Genomic DNA, 22,059 nt, shown 5'->3' with positions numbered 1-22,059 from the left:
CAGCCCGGACCGCAGCGTGCATCAGCTCCCGAAGGAGACGATGGGCAGGGCGGAGGTTGCGACGTCGTCCGGCGATCCCGCGGACTGCTCCGTGTTCCGGAGCAGTGTCACCTTGGAGGAGGTGGCGGCGGTCCGCTGGCGACCGGCCGTCAGCCGTGCGTAGGCCAAGGAGGATCCCGAAGCCGTTGCGTGGTCGTCGTGACGTGGCTCCGAGGGATCTCCTGAGTGGCCGGCCGCCTGCGCGGGGGTGGTCTCGGGGAGCCGGTGGAACCTGGGGGCCGCAGGACCGTCCGGGTCGTAGGCATGGCTGCCGGTCCTACCGTCGTCGTCCGTTCGGCCGTTCGGAGCCGCGTCGTGGCCGTTCTGCACGGAGATCCCGTGCGTGGACGCGTCCGCGGTGGAGCCGGCCGCCGGCCGGGCATCGGTACCGGGACGACCCGGCACCCCGTCGACCCGCAGGCCGCCGTCGTGCAGGCCGCCGTCGTGCCGGGGCCCGTAGGAGTCGGTCCCCAGGTCGTCGCCCCAGGCGAGGCGTTCCTCCTGGGCGTGCCGCGCGCGCTCGGCGGCCTCGTGCTGCTCCCGTTCGATGGACTCCACGTCCGCTTCGAGCGTGGCCAGCATGCCCTCGGCCTCGCTGATCATCGCTGCATCCTCGAGTGCCACCCCGCGCACCAGCCACTGGGCCAGGGCGAACTCGGCGGCGAGGGCGGCGCGGCGGGAGAGGTGGGGGTCGACGGCGGACGTCCTCGCTTCGACGTAGGCCTCGTGGACGGCGTCCACGAACCCGGTGTCCTCCGCCGCGGCGAGCCAGGCGAAGTCCTCGGCGGGATCGCTGATGCTCAGGTCGGTCCAGCCGGTCACGGCGGACACCCGGCCGGAGGAGACCAGCAGGTGGTCCTCGTGCAGGTCTCCGTGGACCACGGTGGGGCTGAAGCGCCACAGCGTCACGTCCTCGAGGGCGTGCTCCCAGCGGCGCAGCAGGATGGCGGGGATCCTGCCGGTCGTCGCCGCCTGGTCGAGCTCGTTCAGCTTCCGGTGGCGGTACTCGTCCGCTTCGTAGTCGGGCAGGTCGGCGCGCTGGACCATGTCCTTCGGCAGCTCGTGGATCGCGGCGAGGACGCGCCCGAGTTCCCGCGCCATCTCCTGGCCCGCGGCGGTCAGCGCCGCCAGGGAGCGGGTCGTCCCGGCGAGGTGGGAGTACACGAAGGTGCTGAGCTCGCCCTGCCGGACGCTGCCCGCCATGTGGGGGATGAGGAACGGCAGTTCCGCCTTGACCGCGGGCGAGAAGGCGCGCAGGGCCTGCAGTTCCGTCTCCAGACGCATGCTGGCCTCCGCGTGCCTCGGCGAGCGGACCCTCCACTGTTTCCCCGCGTCGTCGACCAGCAGGGCGGAATCGAAGTCCGCCGCGTCGTCGGGGGCACCGGCGACGCCCGTCGGGGCCAGGCCGGGTACAGCGGCGCTTGCGATGGCAGCAAGTTCCATGGGTGTCCGTTTCACAAGCTCCACCGTAGGGCGTCCGTGGTCCGCCCCACCAGTTCCGATGCGGCGCGTCGCCAGATGCACTACTCGTCTTGGGGCGTGTACTCCTCCTCCACCGGACCCCGTCGAAATGTGTTTTGGGAGAGCGAGAACGTACCGTAGAAGCATGACCGATCCCCTCCGGACCCTCGTGCTGCCTCCCCTCGGATCGCTGCCGCTCTCGCGCACGGATTCCGACCGCGACGGTGACGCGAGGACCACCGGGGACCTCCTCGACGGGCTGTGGGCCTCGGAGGAGACGAGGGTCCTGCCCCTGGCCCGCGGGAAGGCCCCGGTGGACGGGAGTGTGCTCCGGCTCCTCGCGCCCTCCGAGATGCGGCGGCCCGAGCTCCTCGTCTACCTGGGGCGGATCAACGAGGGAGCCGCCGATGCCGGGAAGCGCGTCGTCGTCGCCGTCCTCGAGGCGGAAGACCCCCTCCTGGCCCCCCTCGACCAGTGGCTGGGGCTGCGCGAGATCGCCGCGTCACTCGATGCACGCGACGCCGGGCTCTTCGTCGAGGCCGCCGCCGTCGCGAACTGGCACGCGACCCACACGCACTGTCCACGCTGCGGCACCCCCACCGCGGTGCGCGACGGCGGGTGGGTGCGCCAGTGCCCGAAGGACGACTCGCAGCACTACCCGCGCACCGACGCCGCGATCATCGTCTCGGTGGTCGACGAGGACGACCGCCTGCTCCTGGGCTCCGCCGTGGCGTGGCCGGAGGACCGGTACTCGACGCTCGCAGGTTTCGTCGAGCCCGGCGAGTCCCTGGAGGCCGCCGTGATCCGGGAGGTGGGCGAGGAGTCCGGCATCGAGATCCGGTCGCCCGAGTACCTGGGCTCCCAGCCGTGGCCGTTCCCGGCGTCGCTGATGCTCGGCTTCACGGCGCGCGCGGTCACCACCGACGCGGTGCCCGACCGCGAGGAGATGCGGTCCGTCCGATGGTTCACGCGCGAGCAGCTCTTCACCGAGGTGCGGGACGGGAAGATCGCGGTCGCGGGCGGCGTCTCGATCGCCCGTGCCCTCATCGAGCGCTGGTACGGCGGGCCGCTGGACGAGGAGCCCTCGAAGGCGCGTCCCTGATGTCCGGCATCCTGCTCGAGGAGAGCATCCTCGAGGGGCTCGACGACGAACAGCGGACCGTGGCGAGCACCCTCTCCGGCCCGCTCTGCGTCCTCGCGGGCGCCGGCACGGGCAAGACCCGCGCCATCACCCACCGCATCGCCTACGGCGTCCACACCGGCGTCTACAAGCCGCAGCAGGTCCTCGCCGTCACCTTCACGGCCCGCGCGGCGGCGGAGATGCGCACGCGGCTCCGCGACCTCGGGGCAGGCGGGGTGCAGGCCCGGACGTTCCATGCCGCCGCCCTCCGGCAGCTGCAGTACTTCTGGCCGCAGGCCGTCGGCGGGCCCCTGCCGGCACTCGTGGACCACAAGGCCCAGCTCATCGCGGAGTCGGCGCGCCGGTTGCGCCTCACGACGGATCGCGCCGCCATCCGCGACGTCGCGGCGGAGATCGAATGGGCCAAGGTCTCGATGCTCACACCCGACGGGTACGCCGCCGCGGCTGCGGGGCGGGCGGAACCGGCCGGCATGGACCTCATCTCGGTGTCGCGGATCTTCTCGGCGTACGAGGACCTCAAGATCGACCGCAACCTCATCGACTTCGAGGACGTCCTGCTCACCACCGTCGCCATCCTCGAGGAGGACGAGAAGGTCGCGGCGACGGTGCGGGCACAGTACCGCCATTTCGTCGTCGACGAGTACCAGGACGTGTCCCCGCTCCAGCAGCGCCTGCTCGACCTGTGGCTGGGCGAACGCCGGGAACTGTGCGTCGTCGGGGATGCCAGCCAGACCATCTATTCGTTCACCGGCGCGACGTCGCGGCACCTGCTGGACTTCACCAAGCGCTACGAGGGCGCCCAGGTCGTCAGGCTCGTGCGTGACTACCGCTCCACTCCGCAGGTCGTCCGCGCCGCGAACACGCTCCTCGCGGCGCGGGGGGACGACGCCGACCGCCGCGCCGCCGGCACCACGTGGTCCGCGCCGCTGGAACTGATCGCGCAGCGCCCTGCAGGTCCGGAGCCGGTCTTCACCGAGTGCAGTGACGACGAGGCCGAGGCCGCGGAATGCGCGCGGCGCATCGGCGTGCTGCTCGACCAGGGCGTCAAGGCGAGCGAGATCGCGATCCTGTACCGCACGAACGGGCAGTCCGAGGCGTACGAGCAGGCCCTCGCCAGCGCAGGCATCGGGTACCAGCTCCGCGGCGGCGAGAGGTTCTTCCAGCGCCGCGAGGTCCGCGACGCCCTGCTGCAGCTCCGGGCCGCCGCACGCACGCAGGGCGACGCGGACGTGCCCCAGCAGGTCCGGGACGTCCTCGCCTCCCTCGGCTACACGTCCGTCGCGCCCTCGAACTCCGGGGCGGTCCGCGAGAAATGGGAGTCCCTCGCGGCCCTCGTCGGCCTCGCGGACGAGCTCAACAGGGTCCGTGGGCCCGAGACCTTCACCCTGCAGATGTTCGTCGCCGAACTCGAGGAGAGGGCCGCGTCCCAGCACGCGCCGACGGTGCAGGGCGTGACGCTCGCGTCGCTCCACTCCGCGAAGGGGCTCGAGTGGGACGCCGTCTTCCTGGTCGGCCTGAGCGAGGGCCTCATGCCGATCTCGTTCGCCGACACGCAGGAAGCCATCGACGAGGAACGCCGGCTGCTGTACGTCGGGATCACCCGTGCCCGGATCCACCTGGCGCTGTCCTGGTCCACCTCACGATCCCCGGGTGGGCGGGCCAGCAGGAAACCGTCCCGCTTCCTCGACCCGCTCCGTCCGGCGACCGCGGGGCAGGCGACCTTCCGTCAGCCCCGCGCGAAGGCCAACCGCAAGTCGTCCGCTCCCGCCGTGTGCCGGGTGTGCAAGCGCCCGCTCCTCACCGGCTCCGAGCGCAAGATCGGTCGTTGCAGCGAATGCCCGGCGACCTACCAGGAGGAGACCTTCGACGCGCTCCGCGCCTGGCGCCTCGCGGAGGCCCGCGACAAGGAGGTACCGGCGTTCGTCGTCTTCACGGACGCCACGCTCGTCGCGATCGCCGAAGCGAGGCCGCAGACGCTCGAGGAGCTCGGCGAGCTGGCCGGCGTCGGCTCCGCGAAGCTCGAGCGGTACGGCGACGCCGTCCTGGGGATCCTCGGTGACGACGCCTGACGCCGACCCTTCGGGCCCCGCGCGGCTGCCGGTGGAGGTGCGGCGCTCGGCACGGCGGAAGAGGACGGTCAGCGCCGACATCCGGGACGGGGTGATCCGCATCTCGATCCCGGGCCACTTCTCGGCAGGCCAGGAGCGTCACTGGGTGGAGCGGATGACGGCCCGGATGGCCGCCAAGTACCTCGATGCCCCCGCGATCACCGACGACCGGCCCGTCCCCGAGCTGCTGCAGCGGGCCGAGCGGCTGGCCGGCCAGTACCTCGCCGGCAGGGGCGTACCCACGACGATCGGGTGGGTGACCAACCAGAACTCACGATGGGCATCAGCGACGCCCGCCCGCCGGTCCGTCCGTCTCTCGCACCGGCTGCAGGGCATGCCCGACTGGGTGGTCGACTACGTGATCCTCCACGAGATGGCGCACCTCGTCGAGCCCTCCCACAATGCGGCCTTCTGGAGCCTGCTCACGTCCTACCCGCGCACCGAGACGGCGAAGGCCTTCCTCGACGGCGCGGCCTTCGCCGCACACCGCAACCTGTCGGGCGACCTGGAGGAACTCTAGGACCGGAGCTCCCGGACGGACCGGACGGACCCGGGGCGGGCCGGGTGCCGCCCGTCACTCAGCCGGCCTTGGTGCCGTCCGTGTCGGTGTCCGGATCGGTGTCGGCGCCCGGGTCGTCCCCGGCCCCGGGCGTCTGCCCGCCCTGGTCCGTCGGAGCCGCACCCTCCGCAGCCCCTGCACCCGGGGTGCCATCCGCCGGGGCGTCGCCGTCCTGCTCGAAGCCCCCGGCCAGGAGGCGCTGGAGGGCAGCATCGACGTCGGCGTCGGACGACTCGATCAGCCGGCGGCGCTCCGAGAACCCGGCCGGATCGTCGAGGTCCTCGGCCGTGGGCAGGAGGTCGGGGTGCTGCCACAGGGCGTCACGCCCTGCGATGCCGCGGTCCTTGAGCAGGAGGGCCCAGAGTGCTGCGGCATCGCGCAGACGGCGCGGCCGCAGCTCCAGTCCGACCAGTGCCGCGAACGCGTGCTCCGCGGGTCCCCCCGTCGCGCGCCGGCGGCGGACCATCTCGCGCAGTGCCCCTGCCGACGGCAGGTTGGCGGCCGCTGCCGCCGTCACCTCGTCGACCCAGCCCTCGACGAGGGCGAGCGTCGTCTCGAGCCGCACGAGCGCTGCGTCCTGCTCGGGGGTCCGCTCCGGCATGAACACGCCCTGGGAGAGTGCGCCCTGCAGGCTCTCGGGATTGGTCGGGTCGATGTCCCGGGCGGCCTCCTCGATCTTCCCCATGTCGATGTGGATACCCCTCGCGTACCGCTCGATGCTGCCGAGCAGGTGGCCGGTGAGCCACGGGATGTGCGTGAACAGGCGCACGTGGGCGGCCTCGCGCACCGCGAGGAAGAGCTGCACCTCCTGCTCCGGGATGTCGAGGCCGGCACCGAACGCCGCCACGTTGGCCGGGAGGAGCGCCATCCGTCCGTCGGCGAGGGGGACGCCGATGTCCGTCGAGCCGACGACGTCCTTCGAGAGGGCGCCCACGGCCTGGCCCAGCTGCATGCCGAACATGGCACCGCCGACGTTCTGGAGCATGGAGGCGGGACCGCCCATCATGCCCATCATCGATTTCATCTCCTCGGGCAGCTGCTCCGAGATCACGTCGGACAGTGCCTTCGCGATGCTCGTCGCGACGGGCTCGGTGAGGCGGCGCCAGGTCGTCATGGTCGCCTCGACCCACTCGGCGCGCGACCACGCCCGGCCCAGCTGGCCGGTGCTCGGGAAGTCCGTCACCGGATCGAGCCACAGCTCCGCGAGCTTCAACGACTCGTCCACGCTGCGCCGCTGCAGGGCGCTGACCGAGGGATCGTTGTCGGAGGCGGCGACGCGACGCGCCTGCTCGTGCGCCATCTGCCAGTTCACCGGCCCCTCGCTCTGGGAACTGAACATGGCCTGGACCTGCTGCATGATCATCGCCATGGCCGCGGGGTCGGAGGGCAGGCCGGCCGCCTTCGCGATCTCCTGGGGATCGAAACCGCCGGCCCCTCCACCGAACATCTTCGCCAGCATCTCGGACAGCGGATCCTGGGGCGTGTCGTCGTCGCCGTTCGACGGATTGGATGGGTTGGTCACTGATACCACCGGTCCTGGGAGTAGCTTGGGGTCCGGCAGGAGGGGCTGTGCTCCTCCCGCCGGCTGTGCGACCCACGCTACCGGCCCGGCCTCCCCGGTGTCCCTCGCCGCGGAAGCCGTTCGCTGAGGGCAAAGAGCTGCCGGTGGAGGGCTCACGGGCAGCCCCTCCCGGGAACGCTGTCGGTGAAAGCGTCTACCCTAGGGGTGCCGGGCGCGTGCTGATCCCCGGGCTCGGTGCGCGAATGCGCCCTACAGAGAGAAGACCAGTGACGCAGCCTGTCCACGTCGAGACCTACGTCCCCGAGGAGCCCACGCAACCGAGGGACCCGCGCTTCCGCGCGATGGCGGTCTCGGGGGGCCTCGCCGTCGCCCTCTGCGCCGCGGCGGTCCTCCTGCCCGCGCCGTACGTCCTCGAATCGCCCGGACCCACCTTCAACACGATCGGCGAGGTGGACGGGCAGCCGCTGATCCGGATCGAGGGCCGGGAGAGTTTCCCGCCCTCCGGCCAGCTCGACCTCACGACGGTGTTCGTGAACGGCGGGCCGAACGGGCAGGTGAACATCCTCGACACCTTCCGCGCCTGGGCCGACCCCAGCGCGAACGTCCTGCCCGAGCAGCTGGTGTACCCCGAGGGCACCACCTCCTCCGACGTGCAGCAGCAGAACGCGGTGGCGATGACGTCCTCGCAGGAGTCGGCGATCGCCGCGGCGCTCGCGCACGAGGACATCGACTTCACCGAGGAGCTGTCCGTCGCCGGCCTCGCCGCCGGCGCCGCATCCGAGGGGACCCTGCAGGAGGGGGACATCCTCCGGACCGTCGACGGGGAGGAGGTCGAGAACATCACGACCCTCCGCTCCGCGCTGAGCGAGGCCCAGGGAGCGCCGGCCGCCCTCTCGATCGTCCGCGACGGAGTGCCGATGGACGTCGCCGTCACCCCCAGGAAGTCGGACGAAGGCGACTACCAGCTGGGTATCCTGCTCGCCTCGACGTTCGATTTCCCGTTCGAGGTGACCATCCAGCTGGACAACGTCGGTGGTCCTTCGGCGGGGACGATGTTCGCGCTCGGGATCATCGACACCCTGACCGAGGGCGATCTCACCGGAGGCCGGCATTTCGCAGGGACGGGGACCATCGACTCCGCGGGCGCCGTCGGCCCCATCGGGGGCATCGCCCAGAAACTGGTCGGAGCCCGCGCCGACGGCGCCGAGTTCTTCCTGGCCCCCGCCGAGAACTGCGGGGAGGTCGTCGGCAACATCCCGGACGGCCTGACCGTGGTCAAGGTGGAGACACTCGACGGGGCCGTGGACGCCGTCGAGGCGCTCGGGGCGGGCGAGGGCCCGGCCGGCCTGCCTGCGTGCTGACCGGACGCCGCCCGCGGGACGCAGGACGGGGCGCAGGGGCCGCACGACACGGTTGGGTGACGATCCGGAGCCGGTAGGCCCGTCCGGGAACCTAATTGGTCCGGCCGCACGTGAACAGGGCAGAATGAGACCACGAAGGGCGGAACCGCGCGCTGTCGTCCGCCCGTCCGCGGGCCGGGGGAGCGGCGTGGGACACCGGTCGTCGTGACCCGCAGCAGCTAACGATGAGGTAGATGTGACATCCGGACCAGATCGTCCGTTCGGCAGTAGGCCGAGCCCCGCAAGTGCAGCCAGGAGCCGTCGGCGCAACCCGCTGATCCCGACCATCATCGTCGTCGCGGTGATCGTCATCGCCTTCGTCTACCTGTCCCAGGTCTACGCCGACGTCCTCTGGTACCAACAGCTCGGCTTCCTCGAGGTCTTCGTCACCGAGAACCTGGCGCGGATCGTGCTGTTCATCCTGGCGTTCCTCATCATGGCCGGCGCCGTGTACACGAGCCTCCGGATCGCGTTCCGGAGCAGGCCGATCTACGCGCCCGACAGCGCCATCCAGGACAACCTGAACCGCTACCAGGCGCAGCTCGAGCCGATCCGCCGCCTCCTGATGCTCGGTATCCCCGTCGTCCTCGGCGCCTTCGCCGGGACCGCAGCCTCCTCCCAGTGGCAGGAGGTGCTCCTCTTCCTGAACCAGGAGCCGTTCAACAAGCCGGACCCCGAGTTCGGCATGGACTACGCGTTCTACATGTTCACGCTGCCGTTCCTGAGCTTCGTGACGGGCTTCCTGATCAGCGTCGTCATCATCAGCGCGATCGCCACGATCCTCACGCACTACCTGTACGGGGGCATCCGGCTCGAGGAGAAGGGCCTGTTCACGACGAAGGCGGCCCGGATCCAGATCGCCGTGGTCGCGGCGCTCTTCCTCGTCCTGCAGGGCGTCAACTACTGGCTGGACCGCTTCGACACCCTGCTGAACCAGGGCACCTGGGCCGGCGCGCTGTACACCGACGTCAACGCCGTGATCCCCACCAAGGCCATCCTCGCCGTCGCGGCGCTCATCGTGGCCGCCCTGTTCATCGCCTCGGCCTTCCTCGGCCGCTGGCGGCTGCCGCTCATCGGCACGGCGATGCTCATCATCACCGCCCTGCTCGCCGGTGGCGTCTACCCCTCGATCGTCCAGCGCTTCCAGGTGCAGCCGTCCGAGCTCGACGCCGAGCGCGAGTACATCGACCGCAACATCGAGATGACGCGGGAGGCCTACGGGCTCAACGAGGTCGAGGTGGAGCCGTACACGCCCACGGACGTCCCGGAGGCGGGCGCCCTCGGCGACGACGGCCAGACGACCGCGAACATCCGACTGCTGGACCCCAACATCGTGTCGGACGCCTTCAGCCAGCTCCAGCAGTTCCGGCAGTACTACCAGTTCCCGGAGACGCTCAACGTCGACCGCTACGAGATCGACGGCGAGGTGCAGGACACCGTCATCGCCGTGCGCGAGCTCGACACCAACGGCGTCCCGGACGGCTGGGTCAACGAGCACGCCTTCTACACGCACGGGTACGGCGTGGTCGCCGCCGCAGGCTCGACGGTGCAGCCGGACGGCCGGCCCTCGTTCCTCCAGTCGGGCATCCCCTCGACCGGCGTCCTCGGGGACGACACGACCTACGAGCCCCGCATCTACTTCGGCGAGGAATCTCCCGAGTACTCGGTGGTCGGCGCCCCGGAGGGCAGGCCCGCCGCGGAGATCGACAGGCCGCAGAGCGAGAACTCGGACACGGATTCGCGCACCACGTTCAACGGTGACGGCGGCCCCGAGGTGGGCAACCCCTTCAACCGCCTGGTCTACGCCCTGAAGTTCCAGTCCACCGATCTCCTGCTGTCCAACCAGGTGACCAGCGAGTCGCAGATCCTCTACGACCGCGACCCCGTGGAGCGCGTCCGGAAGGTCGCCCCCTACCTCACGCTCGACGGCAACAGCTATCCCGCCATCGTCGACGGCCGCGTCAAGTGGATCATCGACGGGTACACGACCAGCGCGAACTTCCCCTACTCGACGGAGCAGGAGCTCGAGTCGGCCACGCAGGATTCGCAGACGGCGGAGGGCCTCGCCACCGCGCTGCCCGCCGAGCAGGTCAACTACATCCGGAACGCCGTCAAGGCCACCGTCGACGCCTATGACGGCTCGGTGGACCTCTATGCATGGGACGACCAGGACCCGGTCCTCAAGTCCTGGCAGAACGTCTACCCGTCCTCCCTGCAGCCGTTCAGCGAGATGTCCGCGGACCTCATGGCCCACGTCCGGTACCCCGAGGACCTGTTCAAGGTCCAGCGGGAACTGCTGGCGCGCTACCACGTCACCGAGACCGACGCCTTCTTCTTCAACAGCGAGGCGTGGAACGTGCCGGCGGACCCGGGAGCGACCTCGGAGGGAGCGACGACGACGGCGACGACCGATCGGCAGCCACCGTTCTACCTCACCCTCCAGATGCCCAACCAGGAGCGCGCCGCCTTCTCCCTGACCACGCCCTTCATCCCGTTCGTGCCCGCCGGCCAGACCCCGAGGAACGTGCTGTACGGATTCCTCGCGGCCAACGGCGACGCCGGAACGGGGGAGGACGGCGTCAAGAGTGAGGACTACGGGCGACTGACCCTGCTGGACAGCTCCGGACAGGACTCCGTGGTCGGCCCCGGCCAGGCCCAGAACCTCTTCAACTCGGACACCGAGGTGTCCCAGGAGCTGAACCTCCTGCGCCAGGGCGCGTCCGAGGTGATCAACGGCAACCTGCTGACCCTGCCGATCGGCGGAGGCATCGCGTACGTGCAGCCGGTCTACGTGCAGTCCTCGGGCAGTTCGTCCTTCCCGGTCCTGCGACGCGTCCTCGTGAGCTTCGGCGAGAACGTCGGGTTCGCCCCGACGCTCGCCGAGGCCCTCGACCAGGTCTTCGGGGGGCGCTCCGGTGCGACCACGGGCGACCAGGAGAACGTCGGCGAGACACCCGAGGATCCGGCGACGCCGCCCACCGAGGGCGGAGCGACCCCGGCGCCCACGCCGTCGCCCACTCCGACCCCGTCCGAGGGCGGGACGCCGGGCGGTGCCACCGGTGATCCGGCGGCCGACCTGCGGACGGCCCTGGACGATGCGAACACGGCCATCCAGGACGGCAATGCAGCGCTCGCCGCCGGTGACTTCGCGGCGTACGGGGAGGCGCAGGAACGCCTGCAGGACGCCCTGCAGCGCGCGCTCGACGCGGAGGAGCGCGTCTCGGGAGCCACCGGGGAGTAGCCGGGGGGAGTCGGGCAGCCGCTCGATTTGCCTCCGGGCCCCGCGGCCGGTAACGTTGGTTACACGCCGCGGGGTGGAGCAGTTCGGTAGCTCGCTGGGCTCATAACCCAGAGGTCACAGGTTCAAATCCTGTCCCCGCAACGAGAGGAAGTCCGGTCCGCCACAGGTGGGCCGGACTTCCTGCTGTTCGGGGTCGATGGCCCGGCCGCCGGGCACCCCGCGGGGCGCGACGAACGGGTCGGGTGGCCGGCGGGCCGAACCCTCCCGTCGGTGCCGGGCCGGGAGCGGGCGGTACCCACCGTGCCGCCCGCTCGGAGCCGGCTCCCGGCCCCGGACAGGGCCTCGTCCGCCCGCGTGTGGCTCCTAGCCCTCGGACAGGGCCTTGTAGGCGCTCAACGCCCGCTGCCGGCTCTCCTTGAGGTCGACCACGGGATCCGGGTACCCGGGCGCCGTACCCTTCCATGGCTCATGCACGTTCTGGGCCTCGGCCAGCTCCGGGACGAACCGGACGAGGTAGGCCCCCTCGGGATCGAACTTCTTGCTCTGCAGCACCGGATTGAAGATCCGGAAATAGGGGCTGGCATCGGCGCCCGAGCCCGCGACCCACTGCCAGCTCGCGGCGTTGCTCGCGGCATCGGCGTCGACGAGGCAGTCCCAGAACCACTTCTCGCCGACCCGCCAGTCGATCATGAGGTTCTTGATGAGGAAGGACGCCGTGGCCATGCGCACACGGTTGTGCATCCAGCCGATCTCCCACATCTGGCGCATCCCGGCGTCGATGAGCGGGTATCCCGTGCGGCCCCGCTGCCAGGCCTCCAGCTCGGCCTTCGTGGAGCTCTCCCACGCGAAGGCATTGAATTCGGGGCGGTAGTTCACGGTGGCCAGTTCGGGGTTGAAGTACAGCAGCTGCCAGCTGAACTCGCGCCAGCCCAGTTCGGCGCCGAACACACGCAGATCCTCCGCCGTCGAGCTGTCCTTGCGGTCCTGTGCCGCATGCCAAACCTCGAAGGGGCTGATCTCCCCGAACCGCAGGTGCGGCGAGAGCCTGCTCGTCCCCTGGACCGCCGGCCGGTCGCGGTTGTCCTTGTACCCGTGCGCGGCATCCTCGAGGAAATCGTCGAGGCGTGCATGCGCACCGGCCTCGCCTGGCGTCCACGTCTCGCGGAGTCCCTGCGCCCAGTCCGGAGTCGGCAGCAGCCCCCACGCGTCGAGGTCGTCCGAGCCGAGTACGGGCCCGTGGAGGGACTCCGGCGCCGGCAACGGCTCGCGCGGCGTGCGGAAGGTCAGGCATGCCCGCCAGAACGGTGTGAACACCTTGTATGCCTCGCCGGACCCCGAGGTGACCTCCCACGGCTCGTACATCAGGTTCGCCTGGTAGCTCGTGGCCTGGACACCCTGGTCGGCGAAGGACGCCTTCAGTGCGGAATCCGTGGTCCGCTCGACGAGACCGTACCGCCGGTTCCAGACGACGGCATGGGCCGAGGCCTCCCGTACGAGGGCCGGCAGCACCTCCTCCGCCGCCCCGCGGCGCAGGACGAGCGGGATACCGAGCTCGTCGAGTGAAGCGGCCAGCGCCGCGAGGGAGTGATGCAGCCACCACCGGGACGCACCGCCCAGGGGCCGGATGCCCGCCGTCCCGTCGTCGAGGACGTAGCAGGCGACGACGTCGTCCCCGCTGTCGGCCGCGGCGGCGAGCGCCGGGTTGTCGGAGATTCGGAGGTCGTCGCGGAACCACACCACTGTCAGAGCCATGTCCTCAATGTACCGGCGGGCTCTGACACGACGGACGGTCCCAAGACGAGGGGACCCGCGGCCGGGCGGCCGCGGGTCCCCTCGTGCGCTGCGGGTCCGGGTGTCAGTAGGCGATCTCTCCCGTGGTGGACGGCGTACCGGCCTTGGCATCGTCGTCCGCGCCCTGCCCGATCGCCGACTGCGTGCCGACCCCGGACTTCAGGGCCGCGAGGCGCGCTTCGATCTCCGTCTGCTCGCCGAGGTCCTCGAGGCTCTCGAACTGGACGTCGAGGCTCGACGACGCCAACTCCTGCTGCCCGCGGACCCGGGCCTCCTCGCGCCGGATCTTCTCCTCGAAGCGGCCCACCTCGCTCGTGGGGTCCATGAAGTCGATGCTCTTGACGGCGTCGTGCACCTGCTGCTGCGCCTGCGCGGTCCGGGCACGGGCGATCAGCTGGTCGCGCTTGACCGTGAGCTCGCCGAGCTTGCCCTTCATCTGGTTGAGGCCGTCCTTGAGCTTGTCGACGATCTCGGTCTGCGAGGCGATGGTCGGCTGGGCGCCCTTCGCCTCGTTCTCCGACGACATCTGCCGCTGGATGGCCACCTTGGCGAGGTTGTCGAACTTCTGGGCGTCCGCCGTGTCACCGGACGCGCGGTACTCGTCGGCCTTGCGCGAGGCGGCGAGGGCCTTGTTGCCCCAGCTCCGTGCGTTCTCGATGTCCTCGTTGTAGTCGTCCTGCATCATGCGGAGGTTGCCGATGGTCTGTGCGACGGCGCTCTCGGCCTCGGCGATGCTGTTCGTGTAGTCGCGGACCATCTGGTCGAGCATCTTCTGCGGGTCCTCCGCCTGATCCAGCAGCGAGTTGATGTTGGCGCGCGTGAGCTGGGCGATCCTGCCGAAAATTGACTGCTTTACCATTGATTTCCCTTTCGATTCTTCCTGAGAGTCCTGTGTCCTGCTGTCGGCGGGAGCGGCGCGGCCTAGAAGTCGCCGCCGCCTCCACCGAAGTCCCCGAAGCCGCCTCCGCCGCCGTCGAACCCGCCGAAGCCGCCGCCGCCGAAGCTGCCGCCGTCGCCGCCGAAGCCGCCGCCGCCGTCGCTGTACCCGCCGCCACCGAAGCCACCGCCGAAGCCGCCGCCCCCGTTGAGGATGGAGCCGAGGAGGATGCCGCCGAGGAGGGCTCCTCCCATGCCGTCACCGCCGCGGCCGCCGTACATGCCGCCGCCCATGCCGCCACGACCGAAGCCGTCCACGTCCTGCTCCGCGAGCTGCGCGGCCTGGTCGGCGAGCATCGAGGCCTGCTGCGCGTGGGACAGAGCGGTCACCGGGTCGGAGCGCTGGAGGTCGACGGCGTAGTCCAGATTCCGCTCGGCCTCGGCCAGGCGGGTCCTCGCCTCGCTGCCCACCCCGCCGCGGCGTGCCCGGATGTAGTCCGCCGTGCCGGAGATCCCCGACTGCGCCGCGATGATGGCGTGCTGGAGGGAGTCCTGGGCGCGCCGGGTGTTCTCCGCCTGGTCGCGGACACCTCCGAGGGCGGCGTCGAGCTGCGTATGCGCGGCCTCGAGCCGCTGCAGCAGGGCGAGGGGGTTGCTCCGTGCGCCCTGACGCTCCTGCCGCACCGTCGCCGCGGCGGCCTGTGCCGCCGCGATGGGGCCGGCGAGGTCGCGGTACTGGCCGGCGCGATCCATGGCCTGTGCCTGCGCGATGTCCTGCTCGGCCTCGGGCAGTGCGCGTTCGAGCTCGCGCTCGGCCGCCGCGAGCTCGTCGGCGCGCTTGTCGATCGCGTCGAGGAGCACGGTGCTCTGGTGGACCGCCTCCTCGGCCGCCCGGACGGCGACGACGGCCCGGCCGGTGTCGCCTGCCGTCATGCGCGACTGCGCCTCCGTGGCGGCACTGTCGACGAAGGCAAGGCGTTCCCTGGCCTGTTCGATGTTGTCCGCGACCTGCGACGTCGCCGTCTCGAGGTAGCGTCCCTGGAGCGTCCGCAGGGACTGCTCGGCGGCCGCGAAGCGTCGCTGGGCGTCCCCGGCGGCGGACCGGGCCCGACGCAGGGCCTCCGGGGCGTTCCGTTCGAGCTCGCGCAGCGCGTCGAAGTCGGACTTGTTCGCCTGCAGGGAGGTGTTCACGTCCTCGCAGCGTCGGATGATCTCCCCGAGCCACTGGCGCTGCTGCTGCTCCGTGTCCGGGATGTGGTCGTCGAGCTGCTGCTGCAGCTTGAAGGATTCGCTCATGTGCTGCCGGGCAGCGGCGATGTCCTGGGAGAAGGTCGTGATGGCCTCGCTGCCGTACTGGGCCTCCGCGAAACCGAGCTCCTGCTCGCTGGACTTGATGGCGTCGTCGGCGGCGACCAGGAGGCTCCCTGCCCGCTTGCGGAGGTCCTCGACGCTGAGGGAGGCGAGCGGATCGACCACCTCGCCGCTGGCGGAGGGAACCGGTCCGTAGCCGTACTGCTCACGCTTGCGCTCGGCGCTGCCCGTGCCGCGGTTCTTGAGCAGCAGATAGCCGCCCGCGCCGGCGACCGCGACGAGGCCGCCGACGAGGACGAGCCCGCCGAGCCCGCCGCCACCGGTGGAGCTGCCGGTCCCGGACGACGTCCCGCCACCGGTGCCGCTTCCGGTGCCACCGCCCGTATTGCCCGCCAGGGCCTGCTCCGTCCCCTGGACGGTCGCACTGCCGGCGGCGGCGAAATCTCCTGCCCGGAGTTCCGGGCCGATGAACTCGTCGTAGATCGTCTGGCCCTGCCCGCCGATGGCCGACCCGCTGCCGACGACGTACGCGGCTGCGCCCTGGTCGATCGCGACCGCCAGCATGCCCTCGTTCGAGGTCTGGTCGTTCAGCTGCGCGGACGCCGTGGCCCACGAGGACCGGTCCGTCGGATTCTCGAACGCATCGACATACGCGATGCGGACCGTGAAGCCCTCCTGCGAGACCAGGTCCTCGATCGCGGCCTCGAGCTCGCTCTCCTCGGCGGGGCTGAGCGCGTCCGCGTTGTCGATGACGTAGTCACCCGACGGGAAGGTGAGTGGTTCGTCCGCGAAGGCCGCGGCACTCGATAGGAACGGGATCGCCACGACGGCGCCCAGGACAGCAGAGACGCGGGTGCGCCTGCTCAACATTCGCATTTTCGACCCTTCGGCACGTCCCCCGGACCCTACCGGTCCCAGGACTGGGGCCGGCGGACGCCGGAGGCTCCCTGTCTTTCCGATTCTATGGTTGGGGTCGGGGAGCGTCCACCACTGCATCTATGCCGCTAGCGAAAGGCGCGTGGACCGGAGGGTTCCCGCTGGACGCCGGTCCACCGACCGGAAGCGTGAGGTTGCGGTCCAGGCCGGGCGGACCGTGTACCACGGAGCCCTTCCACCGTCCGGGCCGGCCCCGTCGGTGCCCCTCCGATCGGGCACGCCCTGCGACGGACGATACTGGGGGAGGGCCGGCCTCATCCTGCGGGCACGCGGGTGCCAGCGCCTCGGTCCAGCAACTTCTCAGAAACCGCACAGCAAACGCATGCTTGAGGCTCAGCGAAGGTTGCCAGAATGTGGTCAACAGCAACGAAAGGACCTCCGATGAACGAGCAGCCAGGCACGCCGGGCAACCCGGACCGACCCCTCCCTCCCCAGCCGCAGAACCCGCCGACCCGGGGCACCGGTCGGAACGACCCGTCGTCCACCGGAGGGACCGGTGAGCGACCTGCCGGAGCCGCGGAGACGACGGTCCAGCCCGTCGCCGGACAGCCCACGGCCCAGCAGCCGACGGTCTCCGCCGCGGCGCCCGATCAGGACATACAGCGGCCCGCGTTCCAGCAGGACCCGGCCGCTCATCCCGCCTACGCGGGCCACCAGCCCTTCTACGGCGAGCAGAACGGTTACGGCTTCGCCGCGGCAGCCGGGTCCGGAGGCGGGACGATCGTGAAGGACCGCAAGCGCGTCGGCCTCGCGACCTTCGCCGCGGGGGCCCTCGTGGCCGGGCTCATCGGCGGCGGGGTCGCGACGGCCGGGTACAACGCCCTGGACGGCAACGCGTCCGCCGGCACGTTCCAGTCCTCGCCGGAGTCCGTCGTGGTGAACAACACCGAGGACGTGAACACCATCACCGGCGCGGCGGTGACGGCGTCCCCGAGCGTCGTGACGATCGCCGTCAGCGGCGGAACCGCGAGCGGCTCCGGATCGGGCATCATCCTCGACACCGACGGCCACATCCTCACGAACACCCACGTGGTGACCCTGGGCGGGCAGGTCTCGGAGCCGACCGTCGAGGTGAAGCTCAACGACGGCCGCGTGTTCGCGGCGACGGTGGTCGGCACCGACCCGCTCAGCGACCTGGCCGTCATCAAGATCGACGCGCCCGACCTGACGGCGGCCACCCTCGGCGACTCGGACGAACTCAATGTCGGCGACACGGCGATCGCCATCGGCGCACCGCTGGGCCTGAGCGGCACCGTCACCGACGGCATCGTCTCCACCCTCAACCGCACCATCAGCGTCGCCTCCTCCGCCGTACCCGAGGAGCAGCCCGACAGTTCGGAGTCCGAGGACGGCGAGGGCTTCAACTTCCTGCCCCCGGGCGGTTCCAGCGGGCAGCAGAGCGCCGCGCAGGGCTCCATCTACCTGAACGTCATCCAGACCGACGCGGCCATCAACCAGGGCAACTCGGGAGGCGCACTCGTCGACACCGACGGCAGGATCATCGGGGTCAACGTGGCCATCGCCTCGGCCGGCTCGGGTGAATCGACCGGCAACATCGGTGTCGGCTTCTCCATCCCCATCAACTACGCCCAGCGCATCGCGGAGGAGATCATCGCCGACGGCGAGGCCACGCACGGGTTCCTGGGGGTCAGCGTCACGTCGGCCGCGAGCGACGGGACCGAGGGCGATTCCACGTTCTCGTCCGGAGCCCTCGTGCAGTCGGTCGAACCGGGTTCACCCGCCGAGGGCGCCTCGCTGGAGGTGGGCGACGTCATCACCAAGGTGGGCACCTTCTCCATCAGCGACCCGCAGTCCCTCACCGCGGCAGTACGCATCCAGACCGTGGGGCAGCAGGTCCCCGTGGAGATCCTCCGCGGGGGCGACGCCCGCACGGTCGAGGTCACCCTCGCCCAGGCGCCCACGCAGTAGCAGGCCGCAGCGCCCCCGGGCGCGAGGACGGGAGGCGGTCCCGGATCCGGGACCGCCTCCCGCGCGTCGGGGGACCGTCGGGCGTCGAGGGAACCAGCGGCAGCCGACCGAGGGACGGCAAGGGTTCGCCTCCGTCGACCGCCGGCGGAGGGGAGCGCCAGTTGTGGTTAGCTAGACGGTGGGAAGATCCCCGGACGAGGAAGGTCATTCATGGACGAGGCCACAGCAGGAGGACTGCGCATCGCAGTCCTCGTGAAGCACGTTCCGGACGCTCAGTTCGATCGCCACATCGGCGGCGACGACCTCACGACCGTCCGCGCGGAGAGCATCCTCTCCGAACTCGACGAGTACGCCCTCGAAGCCGCCCTGCAGCTCGTCGAGGCGCACGGGGGACCGGCCGCCGGCCACCGCGTCACGGCGATCACCATGGGACCCGCGGCCGCCGTCGCCGCGGTGAAGAAGTCGCTGCAGATCGGCGCCGACGACGGCGTCCACCTCACCGACGAGGCGCTGAACGGATCCGACGCATCGGCCACCTCGAAGGCCCTCGCCGCCCTCCTGCGGCACCTCGGCGCGTTCGACCTCGTCCTCACCGGCATGGCGTCCACCGACGGGGAGACCTCGCTCGTTCCCGCCCAGCTCGCAGAACGGCTCGACCTGCCGCAGGTCACGTTCGCGGCGTCGCTCGAGCTGACCGCCGCAGGCAGCGGCTGGACGCTCGGTGCACGGCGTGACAACGACACCTACGCCGAGACCATCGAGGCGACCCTGCCGGCCCTCGTCTCGGTGACCGATCAGATCAACGAGCCGCGCTACCCGAACTTCAAGGGCATCATGGCGGCGAAGAAGAAGCAGATCCAGGTCCTGTCGCTCGCCGACATCGGCCTGCAGCAGGACGAGGTGGGGCTCGCGGGTTCCTGGACCCGTGTGGAGGCGGCGGCGCCGAGGCCGCCCCGCAGCCAGGGAGTCGTCATCACGGACGAGGGCGACGCCGGTGTGCGGCTCGTCGACTTCCTCGCGGGACAGAAACTCCTCTAGCCTGCAGCCCGTCCTTCCCCGACTCCCAGGAGACACCGTCATGACCACCGTCCTCGTTTTCCTCGACCATGCCGGGGCGAGCCTCGCCAAGAGCGAGCGCGAACTCCTCTCCCTCGGGGCGTCCCTCGGCGAGGTCACCGTGGCCCTCGCAGGGGACGCCGACCAGGCCTACCTCGACGGCGTCGGCTCGTACGGCGTGCAGGAGGTCCACCGGCCCGAGGCCGCCGTGTCCGAGGTGCTGGTGGCCGGCAAGGCGGCGTTCCTCGACGCGACCGCCCGCAGCACCGGTGCGGGCATCGTCCTGCTCGGCAACTCCTACGAGGCGAAGGAGATCGCCGCGCGGGTCGGCGTGCGGATCGAGGCGGGCGTCATCACGGACGTCGTCGCGCTCGCCGCAGACCTCACGGCCACGAAGTCCGATTTCGCGGGCTCGTACACCGTGGACTGCCGCGTCACGACCGACGTCGCGATCCTCACGGTCAAGCCGAACAGCTTCGAGGCCGTCGAGGCGGGCCTCCCGTCGCCCCCGCGTGAGGTGCGGGTCCCCGTGAACGTGCCGGCGACCGTGGCGCGTGTGACGGGCCGGGTGGACAAGCCCGTCAGCGGCAGGCCCGCGCTCACCGAGGCCCGGGTGATCGTCGCCGGCGGCCGCGGTGTGAACGGGGACTTCGGCCCGCTGGAGGACCTCGCGGATGCCCTGGGCGGTGCGGTGGGCGCGTCGCGCGCGGCGACGGACGCCGGCTGGATCGAGCACTCGGCGCAGATCGGCCAGACGGGCAAGACCGTGTCGCCCCAGCTGTACATCTCCGTGGGCATCTCGGGAGCGATCCAGCAGAAGGCCGGCATGCAGACCTCGAAGGTGATCGTCGCCATCAACAAGGACGCCGATTCGCCCGTCTTCGAGATCGCCGACTTCGGCATCGTGGGTGATCTCTTCGCGGTGCTCCCGCAGGCCACCGAGGAGATCCGCAAGCGTGGCCTGTAGGCGGGCGGCATGACCGCCCAGGAGGCTCAGCCCGCTCCCGAGCGCGTGCTGGTGTTCGCCGCCCATCCCGACGACATCGACTTCGGGGCGTCGGCCACGATCGCAGGATGGACCGCCGCCGGGGTGTCCGTCAGCTACTGCATCCTGACGGACGGTGACGCAGGCGGCTTCTCGGCCGATGACCGGCCCGGCATCGCGGACCTCCGTCGCGCGGAGCAGCGCGACGCCGCCGCCCTGGTGGGCGTCACCGACGTCACCTTCCTCGGCGAGCCGGACGGGTATCTCGCACCCACGGACGCCGTCGTCCGCGGGATCGTCCGGCGGATGCGCGAGGTGCGGCCGGACATCGTCCTGTCCATGCACCCCGAGCGCAGCTGGGACCGCCTGCAGAAGAGCCACCCCGACCATCTCGCCTGCGGGGAGGCCGTGACGAGGGCCGTGTACCCTGCGGTGGAGAACCCCTTCGCCTATCCCGAACTCGAAGCGGCAGGGCTCCGGAGCTTCCGCGTGCCGTGGCTGTGGTTCTATGGCGGACCAGCCCACCTGGAAAACCGCTTCGTGGACGTGACCGGGCTGGAGGACATCAAGATCGGTGCCATCACGGCACACAGGAGCCAGCACCCCGACGTCGGGCGGATGCAGTCGAGGGTACGCGCCATCCTCCAGGAGAACGCCCGCCGCGGCGGCCTGCCCGAGGGGCACAGCGCCGAGTCCTTCCACGCGGTCGGGGTCAACACCGAGGAGACGATCGCCGGGTTCTGACGGCGGCCGGAGACGGCCTGCGCCGAGAAAGGTACGGCCCCGTCGGGACTCGACGGGGCCGTACCTGCTTCGTGCTTCGGGTCAGGCTCCGAGCGGGATCTGGGCCACGATCGGCAGGGTCGGCGTCGCCGACCCGCCCTCGGGCTCCACCGTGATGGCGACCGCGGTGAAGCCTCCGATCCCCGGAAGCTCGGTCACCTTCGTGCCCGCGACGTCCTCGCCGGACATGGTCCCCACGGAGACCGGCGCGGTCCCGTCGGCGGGGATCCGCCACATCTGGTAGACGTAGCCCTGCGCCGGGGCGGGGACACCGCTCAGCGTCACGACGGCTGCGTTCTCCTCACCGGAGACGGCGAGGACGGCGGTCCCACCCGCATCGAGGGGGAGCTGTTCCGTGCGCACGTCCGACGCCTGGAGCACCTGCTGCTCGACGGTGGTCTGCTGCAGGTTCTGGCCGATGGTCACGCCGCCGACGGCGATGACTGCCGCGGCTGCGGCAGCGACCACCCAGCGGGAGGCCCGCGAGGACAGGGACGCCCGCGCCGAGCGCCGTTCCGCCAGCTCGTCGTGCCCGACCGGAAGTGCCCCCTCGTCCAGGCGTGCCTCCGATGCTGCCGGGGCACCGCCGCCGGGGGCCACGAGCGTCGATCGACGGCCGGACGAGTCGCCCCCGCCGTCGGCGGTGGCCGGCAGTCGTTGCACGATGCGTTCGAAGAGATCAGCCGGCGGCTCGGCCTCGACGGTCGCGTAGGCGGTGGTTACGGTCTCGCGGCAGGTGCGGACCCGCTCGGAGAAGGAGGAGCGGACCGAAGGCTCGGCATCCTCCAGGAACGCGTCGAGGACACGGCGTTCCTCGGCGCTGATGGCGTCCAGCGCGTAGAGCTCGGCCCATTCGAGGACGTGGCCTCGTGACAGGTCCGTCTCGAGGTCGTCCGCGAATCGTCTGTTCATATCCTTGTC

General features: G+C 71.0%; 15 protein-coding genes and 1 tRNA gene. 10 read left to right on the top strand and 6 right to left on the bottom strand.

The annotated features are described in order from the left end of the window. Positions 1 to 21 precede the first annotated feature (21 nt). Positions 22 to 1,482: a phosphotransferase gene (locus CXQ97_RS20515; protein ID WP_306739471.1), complete on the bottom strand. Its 1,461-nt coding sequence runs from the start codon at positions 1,480 to 1,482 to the stop codon at positions 22 to 24. A gap of 163 nt (positions 1,483 to 1,645) precedes the next feature. Here CXQ97_RS20515 and nudC point away from each other — a divergent pair, with 163 nt between their 5' ends. From nudC to CXQ97_RS01810, 3 genes are read left to right on the top strand one after another with little or no spacing between them, the layout of a single operon-like run. Continuing rightward, entirely contained in the window at positions 1,646 to 2,602 is a 957-nt protein-coding gene (gene nudC / locus CXQ97_RS01820) for an NAD(+) diphosphatase (RefSeq protein ID WP_104179121.1), read from the top strand. Further along, a complete protein-coding gene (locus CXQ97_RS01815) occupies positions 2,602 to 4,710 on the top strand; it encodes an ATP-dependent DNA helicase UvrD2 (protein WP_104179120.1) in 2,109 nt (702 codons plus the stop codon). The genes nudC and CXQ97_RS01815 overlap by 1 nt, the downstream gene beginning before the upstream one ends. Next, positions 4,697 to 5,269: a M48 family metallopeptidase gene (locus tag CXQ97_RS01810; protein WP_104179119.1), complete on the top strand. Its 573-nt coding sequence runs from the start codon at positions 4,697 to 4,699 to the stop codon at positions 5,267 to 5,269. The genes CXQ97_RS01815 and CXQ97_RS01810 overlap by 14 nt, the downstream gene beginning before the upstream one ends. Before the next feature lie 58 nt (positions 5,270 to 5,327). Here the strand turns inward: CXQ97_RS01810 and CXQ97_RS01805 are convergent, their stop codons facing one another. Beyond that, positions 5,328 to 6,767, bottom strand: a complete 1,440-nt coding sequence (locus CXQ97_RS01805; RefSeq protein ID WP_104179361.1) for a zinc-dependent metalloprotease — start codon at positions 6,765 to 6,767, stop codon at positions 5,328 to 5,330. A 329-nt stretch (positions 6,768 to 7,096) separates the two neighbouring features. Between CXQ97_RS01805 and CXQ97_RS01800 the strand changes: the two genes are divergently transcribed. The 3 genes from CXQ97_RS01800 to CXQ97_RS01790 all read left to right on the top strand — a co-directional run bounded on the left by CXQ97_RS01800 (position 7,097) and on the right by CXQ97_RS01790 (position 11,612). Further along, positions 7,097 to 8,191, top strand: a complete 1,095-nt coding sequence (locus CXQ97_RS01800; RefSeq protein ID WP_258062127.1) for a S16 family serine protease — start codon at positions 7,097 to 7,099, stop codon at positions 8,189 to 8,191. A 328-nt stretch (positions 8,192 to 8,519) separates the two neighbouring features. Then, positions 8,520 to 11,471, top strand: a complete 2,952-nt coding sequence (locus tag CXQ97_RS01795) for a UPF0182 family protein (protein ID WP_104179359.1) — start codon at positions 8,520 to 8,522, stop codon at positions 11,469 to 11,471. A gap of 67 nt (positions 11,472 to 11,538) precedes the next feature. Then, positions 11,539 to 11,612: transfer RNA gene (locus CXQ97_RS01790), tRNA-Met, on the top strand. A gap of 222 nt (positions 11,613 to 11,834) precedes the next feature. Here CXQ97_RS01790 and CXQ97_RS01785 read toward each other — a convergent pair. From CXQ97_RS01785 to CXQ97_RS01775, 3 genes are all read right to left on the bottom strand, one after another. Further along, a complete protein-coding gene (locus tag CXQ97_RS01785) occupies positions 11,835 to 13,223 on the bottom strand; it encodes a deoxyribodipyrimidine photo-lyase (RefSeq protein WP_104179118.1) in 1,389 nt (462 codons plus the stop codon). Positions 13,224 to 13,326: 103 nt separating this feature from the next. Further along, positions 13,327 to 14,121 (bottom strand): PspA/IM30 family protein, encoded by a 795-nt coding sequence (locus CXQ97_RS01780; RefSeq protein WP_104179117.1) that lies wholly within the window; start codon positions 14,119 to 14,121, stop codon positions 13,327 to 13,329. 62 nt (positions 14,122 to 14,183) lie between these two features. Further along, complete coding sequence (locus CXQ97_RS01775; RefSeq protein WP_104179116.1) at positions 14,184 to 16,319, bottom strand: TPM domain-containing protein; 2,136 nt, start codon at positions 16,317 to 16,319, stop codon at positions 14,184 to 14,186. 447 nt (positions 16,320 to 16,766) lie between these two features. Between CXQ97_RS01775 and CXQ97_RS01770 the strand changes: the two genes are divergently transcribed. From CXQ97_RS01770 to CXQ97_RS01755, 4 genes are all read left to right on the top strand, one after another. Continuing rightward, positions 16,767 to 18,314: a S1C family serine protease gene (locus CXQ97_RS01770; protein WP_104179115.1), complete on the top strand. Its 1,548-nt coding sequence runs from the start codon at positions 16,767 to 16,769 to the stop codon at positions 18,312 to 18,314. 210 nt (positions 18,315 to 18,524) lie between these two features. After that, complete coding sequence (locus CXQ97_RS01765; protein WP_181034942.1) at positions 18,525 to 19,352, top strand: electron transfer flavoprotein subunit beta/FixA family protein; 828 nt, start codon at positions 18,525 to 18,527, stop codon at positions 19,350 to 19,352. A 40-nt stretch (positions 19,353 to 19,392) separates the two neighbouring features. Beyond that, complete coding sequence (locus CXQ97_RS01760; protein WP_104179114.1) at positions 19,393 to 20,337, top strand: electron transfer flavoprotein subunit alpha/FixB family protein; 945 nt, start codon at positions 19,393 to 19,395, stop codon at positions 20,335 to 20,337. A gap of 9 nt (positions 20,338 to 20,346) precedes the next feature. Beyond that, positions 20,347 to 21,099 carry a PIG-L deacetylase family protein gene (locus CXQ97_RS01755; RefSeq protein WP_104179113.1) on the top strand — a complete coding sequence of 251 codons (753 nt, stop codon included), beginning with the start codon at positions 20,347 to 20,349 and terminating at the stop codon, positions 21,097 to 21,099. Between the two features lie 81 nt (positions 21,100 to 21,180). On the opposite strand, the gene CXQ97_RS01750 is transcribed toward CXQ97_RS01755, so the two are convergent. After that, complete coding sequence (locus CXQ97_RS01750; protein WP_258062126.1) at positions 21,181 to 22,050, bottom strand: anti-sigma factor; 870 nt, start codon at positions 22,048 to 22,050, stop codon at positions 21,181 to 21,183. Positions 22,051 to 22,059: the final 9 nt, after the last annotated feature.

It is taken from the genome of Arthrobacter sp. B0490 (assembly GCF_002929355.1).
Classification (GTDB): domain Bacteria; phylum Actinomycetota; class Actinomycetes; order Actinomycetales; family Micrococcaceae; genus Arthrobacter_D.
The sequence above is the reverse complement of the archived record's forward strand: the minus strand, read 5'-3'. Positions and strand labels throughout refer to the sequence as shown.